Genomic DNA, 7,654 nt, shown 5'->3' on the forward strand with positions numbered 1-7,654 from the left:
AGAAGCATGACCAAGTGGGTTTATAATTTCGGCGCTGGCGTGAATGATGGGCATGCCGGTTTGCGCAACCTGCTGGGTGGCAAGGGCGCCAACCTCGCGGAGATGGCCAGCATCGACCTGCCGGTCCCGCCGGGCTTCACCATCACCACAGAAGTCTGCACCGCCTATTACGATAACAACCAGAATTATCCCGCCGACCTGAAAGCCCAGGTGGATACGGCGTTGACCCGCATCGAAGAGGCGGTTGGCCGCAAGTTCGGCGACGGCGCAAAACCGCTGCTGGTCTCGGTGCGCTCCGGCGCGCGCGTCTCCATGCCCGGCATGATGGACACGGTGCTCAATCTCGGCCTCAACGACAGCACCGTGCAGGGGCTCGCCGTCGGGTCCGGTGATGCGCGCTTCGCGTGGGATTCCTATCGCCGCTTCATCCAGATGTACGGCTCGGTCGTGCTCGGCGTCGATCATCACCGGTTCGAGGAAATCATCGAGACCGCCAAGCTCGATGCCGACGTGATCGAAGACACCGCGCTCACCACCGAGGACTGGCAGCGCGTGGTGGAAGGCTACAAGGCGATGGTCGCGGAAGAGACCGGCAAGCCCTTCCCGCAGGACCCGGCGGACCAGCTCTGGGGCGCGATCAGCGCGGTGTTCGGCTCGTGGATGAACCCGCGCGCCAACACCTATCGCCGTCTGCACGACATTCCGGCGAACTGGGGCACGGCGGTGAACGTGCAGGCGATGGTGTTCGGCAATATGGGCGATGACTGCGCCACTGGCGTCTGCTTCACTCGCGACCCGTCCACCGGCCTCAACGAATTTTACGGCGAATACCTCGTCAACGCCCAGGGCGAGGACGTGGTGGCCGGCATCCGCACGCCGCGCCCGCTCTCCAAGGCCTATGCCAAGCCGGGCGAGATCAGCATGGAAGAAGCACTCCCCGAGGCCTATGCCGAGCTCAACAAGGTCCGCGATGTTCTTGAGAAACACTACAAGGACATGCAGGACATCGAATTCACCGTGCAGCAGAACAAGCTGTACATGCTGCAGACCCGCGCCGGCAAACGCTCCGCCGCCGCGTCGCTCCGCATCGCCGTGGAAATGGCCGATGAGGGGCTGATCGACCGCAACACCGCGATCATGCGCGTCAACCCGGCAGCACTCGACCAGCTGCTGCACCCCACGCTGGACCCCAAGTCGGAGAAAAAACTCTTCGCGAAAGGCCTGCCGGCTAGCCCCGGCGCTGCCTCCGGCGCCGTGGTGTTCTCGGCCGACGAGGCCGAATTGCGCGCGCAGAAAGGCGACGCGGTCATTCTGGTCCGCATCGAAACCTCGCCGGAGGATATTCACGGCATGCATGCGGCGCGCGGCATTCTCACCACGCGCGGCGGCATGACCAGCCACGCCGCCGTGGTGGCGCGCGGCATGGGCCGTCCCTGCGTTGCCGGCGCTGGCGGCATCAATGTCGATTACGGCGCGCAGACCCTCTCGGCCGGCGGGGTTCTGCTCCGGGCCGGCGATATCGTGACCATCGACGGGGCCACCGGCGAAGTGTTCGCGGGCGCGGTCAAGATGATCGAGCCGCAGCTCTCCGGCGAGTTCGGTACGCTGATGGGCTGGGCCGACCAGGCCCGCCGCCTGAAGGTGCGCGCCAACGCGGAAACCCCGCTGGACGCCGACACCGCGCGCAAATTCGGCGCGGAAGGCATCGGCCTCAGCCGCACCGAGCACATGTTCTTCGACCCGCTGCGCATCGGCGCGGTACGGCAGATGATCATGGCCAATGACGAAGCCGGCCGCCGCGCCGCCCTAACCAAGCTGCTGCCCTTCCAGCGCGAGGATTTCGCCGCCCTGTTCAAGATCATGGAGGGGCTCCCCGTCACCATCCGCCTGCTCGATCCCCCGCTCCACGAATTCCTGCCGCATGGCGAGGCGGAGCTGGCGGAGGTCGCCCATGCTTTGGGTATGGACGAGGCCGCGATCAAGGCCCGAGCGGAGGAACTCTCCGAGACCAACCCGATGCTCGGCCATCGCGGCTGCCGCCTCGGTGTGTCCTACCCGGAAATCTACGAGATGCAGGCCCGCGCGATCTTTGAGGCGGCGATCGAGGTCGCCAAGACCAGCCCCGCTCCGGTGCCGGAAATCATGATCCCGCTGGTCGGCATCAAGCGCGAGCTCGACATCACGCGCGCGCAGATCGAGAAGGTGGCGAAAGAGGTGTTCGCCGAAACCGGCAAGACCATCGAATACAGCATCGGCACCATGATCGAGCTGCCGCGCGCCGCCCTGATGGCCGATGTCATCGCCGAGGGCGCCGATTTCTTCTCCTTCGGCACCAACGACCTGACGCAGACCGTGTTTGGCCTGTCCCGCGACGATGCCGGCAAGTTCCTGCCGCATTATGTCGAGCAGGGCATCCTGGCGAAGGACCCGTTCGTGTCGATCGACGTGGACGGCGTCGGCGCCCTGGTGCGCATCGCCGCGGAAAAGGGCCGCGCCACAAAGCCCGGGCTGAAACTCGGCATCTGCGGCGAACACGGCGGCGACCCGGCCTCCATCGCCTTTTGCGAGGCGGTGAAACTCGACTACGTCTCCTGCAGCCCGTACCGCGTGCCGGTGGCCCGCCTCGCCGCCGCCCAGGCGGCGATCGAGGGGGCGGAGAAGAACTCCACCGACTGAAAACAGAAAGAAAGGCTACTTTTTGTGAACAAAAAGTAGCAAAAAAACTTTATTAATGCTGGGCCATGGGCGTTGTCGCCGACACAGCCCATGGCCCAGCATAAAAGAAGTTTTTGCGCCGCTTTTTTCAAAAAGCGGCCGCTTTCTTGTGTCGCGGTTCCGCTTAATCGCCTAATGTTCTGCTCCGGGTTTCATAACAGCGGAGCGGCGCGATGAGCGATGCGACGGGTTACGCTTCCATGATGGTTCGCCTGCAGCTGGCGGACAGCAACGAGGCATTGTTGAGCGTTGCCACCGACCTCGCCCGGCGTTTCGCGGCGCGGTTGATCGGTGTCGCGGTGTCCCGGCCGATGCAGATCGTTTACGGCGACGGTTATGTGATGGGCGACCTGATCCGCGCGGACCAGGAACAGATGGAGCGCGAGCTGCGCGAGGCGAAGACCTTGTTCGGCCAGGCGGCCGAGGGCCTGCCGGCGGAATGGCGCGGCACGGAAATTTTCACCGGCGTTCCGGGCTATCTCGCCGAGGAGTCGCGTTGCGCCGATCTCATTATCATCGGCCATGGCCGCGGCGACTCGCTGCTCGACCCGGCGCGCCGGGTGGAGAATGCCGATCTGGTGATGCAGGCCGGTCGGCCGGCGCTGATCGTGCCGCATGACGTCCCGATACTGCAACTGGGCCATGTGCTGGTCGGCTGGAGGGACACGCGCGAAACCCGCCGCGCGGTGCGCGACGCCCTGCCGTTCCTCGCGCGCGCGGCGCAGGTGACGCTGGTGGAAATTGCGCCAGCTCCCGAGCTGGAGGCGGCGAAGAAGCGGCTGGAGGATGTGCAGGCCTGGTTGCAGGCGCACGGCATCAAGGCCGCGATTTTGGGCGCCGTGGCGACTGGCGATGACGCGATCCGCCTCAACGCTATCGCGCGCGAGCACAAGGCCGATCTGCTCGTCGCCGGGGCTTATGGCCATAGCCGGCTGCGGGAATGGGTGTTGGGCGGGGTAACGCATGATCTGCTGCTCCGCGCCGAGCGCTGCGTGCTTGTCTCGCACTGAGGCAGCTGGGCCATGGCGTTGTCGGTGACACAGCCCCAGGCCCAGCATCACAAAGTTTTTTTGCTACTTTTTGTTCACAAAAAGTAGTCTTCTGCTGCGCTTAGCTCTTGGGGAGGCTCGCCAGATACGTCGCCACGGCGTCACGTTCGGCCGGGGTGAGCGACGTCGCGACTTGCTTCATCATCGCGTTGTGGCCCTCCGGGCTGGCGTAGTGCACGAGCTTGGCTTCGATGGTGGCGGCCGGCAGGCCAGCGAGCGCGGGGGCGCCGATCCCCGGATTACCCCCGAAAGTCTGGCCGTGGCAGGTGACGCAGGCGGTCGCGCCATGACCGTTGCCCTGTTCGGCAATGGTTTTTCCGTCCGGCGCGTCCGCTAGGACGGGCAGGGCGGCGAGCAGGAACATGCAGGCGAGCAGGTGGCGCATGATCATTCCTTGGGCATGTTGTTGTTGATGCTTCACATGGAGCATTAACGTCGAATCTGCAACGATCAGGCGTATTTCAGGACCAGAAATCCGGCGACCAAAAGGACCGCGAAAACGCCGGTCACCAGGCCGAGCCGCCGTTCGATGAACTCCTGCGCCGGCCGGCCGCATTTTTGCAGGAGAACGGCTTCAACAAAAAAACGTCCGCCGCGGGTGATCACGCTGGCCGCCATGAACACCGGAAAATTGAACGCGGCGGCGCCGGCGGCGATGGTGATGATCTTGTAGGGGATCGGCGTCAGCCCTTTGATCAGGATGATCCACACGCCGTATTGCGCGAATTTCTGCTGAAACGCCATGAACGCGGCGTGGTAGTGATAGAAATCGATGATCGGCTGGGCCAGTTTCGTGAACAGCTCGAAACCGATCAGATAGCCCAGCGCGCCGCCCAGCACGCTGCCGACCGTGGCGAGTGTTGCCAGCCACAGCGCCTTGCGGGGGGTTGCCAGCGCCATCGGGATCAGCAGCGCATCCGGGGGCAACGGAAAAAAGCTCGCTTCCGCGAAGGCGACGCCGAATAGCCAGTAGGGTGCTGAGGGCCGCCCCGATAGGGCGATGACATGGTCATAGAGTCTGCGGAGCATGATTTTGACTGCCATAGGGCTCTGTTCGTGGCAATTGCGCGGGCGAGAGCAATGCGGCGCAAAAACCTCTTCTTCGCTGGGGCATGGGCGTCGTCACCAACAACGCCAATGCCCCAGCATTAATAAAGTTTTTTTGCTTCTTTTGTTCACAAAAAGAAGCCTTCTCCTTCTTCGCTTGCCTGCTTCTACACCGGCAAGGTCACGCTGGCCCGCAATCCGCGCCCCGGCAGGTTCTGGAGCAGGATGTCGCCGCCATGGGCGCGGATGATGTTGCGGGCGATCGACAGGCCCAGGCCGGAGCCGCCGGTCTCGCGGTTGCGGCTGTTCTCCAGCCGCCGGAACGGTTCGAACACAACTTCCATCTCCGTCGTTTCGATGCCCGGCCCGTTATCGTCGATGTCGATCTGCACGAACTCCTTCGCCTGCGGGTGCAGGGTCAGCCGCGCCGCGTCACCGTATTTCAATGCGTTGCCGACGAGGTTGGTGAGCGCGCGTTTGAGCGCCAGCGGCCGGGCCTGGATGGTCAGATGGTCCGGGCCTGAGAAGCCGAGCTCCTCGGCCTGCTCCGGCGCGCCGTCGGCGGTTTCATCGAGGATCGTGCGGAGCAGAATGGCGAGGTCGATGCGTGCCACCGGCTCGGTGGTGGTGATGTCGCGGCCGAAGGCGAGGGTGGCGGCGACCATCGCCTCCATCTCGTCCAAATCCGCCAGCATTTTCAGCCGTTGCTCCTCGTCCTCCATATATTCCGCGCGCAACTTCAGCCGGGTGATCGGCGTGCGCAGATCATGGCCGATGGCGGTGAGCAGAAAGGTCCGGTCCTCGACGAAGCGGCGGATGCGCGCGGCCATGGTGTTGAACGCGTTCGCCGCGGTGACGATTTCGATCGGCCCGACCTCGGGGAGGGCCGGCGCGTTCACCACGTCGCGGCCCAGGCGCTCGGCGGCTTGTGCCAGCGTCTGCACCGGCACCAGCAGCCGCCGTACCGCCCAGATGATCATTACCGCGCCCAGCACGGTCATGACCATGAAGGCAGTGGCGAAGCTCGGCGAGCGCCAGGGCGCCGGCGCGGGCAGGATGGAGGTGAGGGTGAGCCAGGTGGTCGGCGGCGGCAGCAGCCCCGGGGGGAGCAAGAACCTCGGCAGCCCCGGCTGGTCCATGTCCGGCGGCAGCATCGGCAGCGGGTTGAACGGCAGGCCCCCGTCCGGCAGACCGAAGCTGATGATCACGTGCACCGGGTGCTGTCCGACGCCGAGCAGCAGCAGCCCGTGCGGGCGGAGGCGGATGTCGTGCGGAATGCCATAGGCAAAGATGCTGCCGTGGATGATCTGCCGCGCCGCCAGCGGCAACTCATAGGCCCCGAGCGGGGGCAGAGGGCTCAGTGTCAGCGTGTCGCCGCGCGGCAGCGCCTCGTGCGCCACCAGCGCGGCACGCTCCGCCGGATCGGCCAGCGCGATATGCCTGTAGATGATCACGGCGCGGGTCGCGAAATCCCGCTCTTCCTCGATCCGCTCCAGCGTGACCTCGTTCAGCGTGTGGATCAGCAGGCCGAGCATCTGGACCAGCGCGAAGCCGACCAGCAGGATCAGGATGGTGCGGCCGGCGAGACTTGTCGGCGACAGGCGCGGGATCAATGGCGCTCGACGGGGGTGGACAGCACGTAGCCGCCGCCGCGCACGGTCTTGATCAACTGCGCGTTGCGTCCGTCATCCTCGAGCTTGCGCCGTAGCCGTGACACCGCGACATCGATGGCGCGGTCGAACGGCCCGGCCTGGCGGCCGCGCAGCAGGTCCAGCAGCATGTCGCGCGTCAGCACCCGGTTCGGCCGGTCCAGCAACGCCACCAGCAGGTCGTATTCGCCGCCGGTGATCGCCACTTCCACCCCGTTGGGGTCGAGCAGCCGGCGCCGCGCGGTCTCCAGGACCCAGCCGGAAAAACTGTAGGTCTTAGCGGCGTTCTCGGCGTGGCGCTCTTCCGAATCCCCGGTGCGGCGCAGCACCGCGCGGATGCGTGCCAGCAGTTCGCGCGGGTTGAACGGCTTGGTCACGTAGTCGTCGGCACCGAGTTCCAGGCCGATGATGCGGTCGGTCTCCTCGGCCATGGCGGTGAGCATGATGATCGGCACCTTGGTCTCGGCACGGAACCAGCGCGCCAGCTCCAGCCCGCCTTCGCCGGGCAGCATCAGGTCCAGCACCACGAGCTGGAAATGTCCGTTCACGAAGGCCCGGCGCGCCTCCTTGGCATCGCGGGCGGAGGTCACGCGCAGGCGCTGGCGTTCCAGGAATTTCGCCAGAAGGTCACGAATTTCGCGGTCGTCGTCGACCACCAGAATATGCGGCAAGGCGTCCATGGCTGTTACAATAGCGAAGCCGCGCCGCGTTGGGCAGCCTATGTTGCAATTGGTGACAATTGGTGAGGACAACGCAACGATCTGCGTAAACCACTTGCATCCCGGAAAAACTCGCCTTATTGGCCGCATCACGCAGCAACGCACGTGCCTCTGCCGGTCTTTCTCCTGAGGATTGGTTACGCAACGACGTCAAGCGTTCTGGCAGCACTGTCTGGGGTTACCCGGAAGTTGTTGGTTCGTTGGACCGTTTCGAAACCACGCCCACCGCCTTGTTCAGGTGGGCCTTCATAAGAAAGGTGAGTGCGATGACTCCGAAGATCGCGTCATTTCTCGACTCTGCCTGCTTGGCCACGCCATGCCTGGTGATGGATCTCGACCGCGTCGCCGACAACTACGAAGCATTGCGTGCGGCCCTGCCGGTGGCGAGAATCTATTATGCGGTGAAGGCCAATCCGGCGCCGCAGATCCTGCGTCTGCTCGCCGCCAAGGGCGCCTGCTTCGACGCCGCCAGCCT

Annotated in this window: 6 protein-coding genes and 1 pseudogene; 3 read left to right on the forward strand and 4 right to left on the reverse strand. The window is 64.9% G+C overall.

Annotated elements, in window-relative coordinates:
• Positions 1-6: 6 nt before the first annotated feature.
• Together ppdK and VGG47_RS00200 are read left to right on the forward strand one after the other, a co-directional pair.
• Positions 7-2,676, forward strand: a complete 2,670-nt coding sequence (gene ppdK, locus VGG47_RS00195) for a pyruvate, phosphate dikinase (protein WP_331534832.1) — start codon at positions 7-9, stop codon at positions 2,674-2,676.
• A 212-nt stretch (positions 2,677-2,888) separates the two neighbouring features.
• Entirely contained in the window at positions 2,889-3,725 is an 837-nt protein-coding gene (locus tag VGG47_RS00200; RefSeq protein ID WP_331534834.1) for a universal stress protein, read from the forward strand.
• 100 nt (positions 3,726-3,825) lie between these two features.
• Here the strand turns inward: VGG47_RS00200 and VGG47_RS00205 are convergent, their stop codons facing one another.
• The 4 genes from VGG47_RS00205 to VGG47_RS00220 all read right to left on the reverse strand — a co-directional run bounded on the left by VGG47_RS00205 (position 3,826) and on the right by VGG47_RS00220 (position 7,140).
• Entirely contained in the window at positions 3,826-4,149 is a 324-nt protein-coding gene (locus tag VGG47_RS00205; RefSeq protein ID WP_331534835.1) for a c-type cytochrome, read from the reverse strand.
• Positions 4,150-4,214: 65 nt separating this feature from the next.
• Positions 4,215-4,793, reverse strand: a complete 579-nt coding sequence (locus VGG47_RS00210; RefSeq protein WP_331534836.1) for a YqaA family protein — start codon at positions 4,791-4,793, stop codon at positions 4,215-4,217.
• A gap of 185 nt (positions 4,794-4,978) precedes the next feature.
• On the reverse strand, positions 4,979-6,424 hold the full coding sequence (locus VGG47_RS00215; protein ID WP_408841202.1) for an ATP-binding protein: 1,446 nt from the start codon (positions 6,422-6,424) through the stop codon (positions 4,979-4,981).
• Positions 6,421-7,140, reverse strand: a complete 720-nt coding sequence (locus tag VGG47_RS00220) for a response regulator (RefSeq protein ID WP_331534837.1) — start codon at positions 7,138-7,140, stop codon at positions 6,421-6,423. Before VGG47_RS00220 ends, VGG47_RS00215 begins: the two co-directional genes overlap by 4 nt.
• Positions 7,141-7,445: 305 nt before the next feature.
• Here VGG47_RS00220 and VGG47_RS00225 point away from each other — a divergent pair.
• Positions 7,446-7,654, forward strand: a pseudogene (locus VGG47_RS00225) (type III PLP-dependent enzyme); the annotation flags it as partial.

This window comes from Acidocella sp., assembly GCF_036489515.1.
GTDB lineage: Bacteria > Pseudomonadota > Alphaproteobacteria > Acetobacterales > Acetobacteraceae > Acidocella.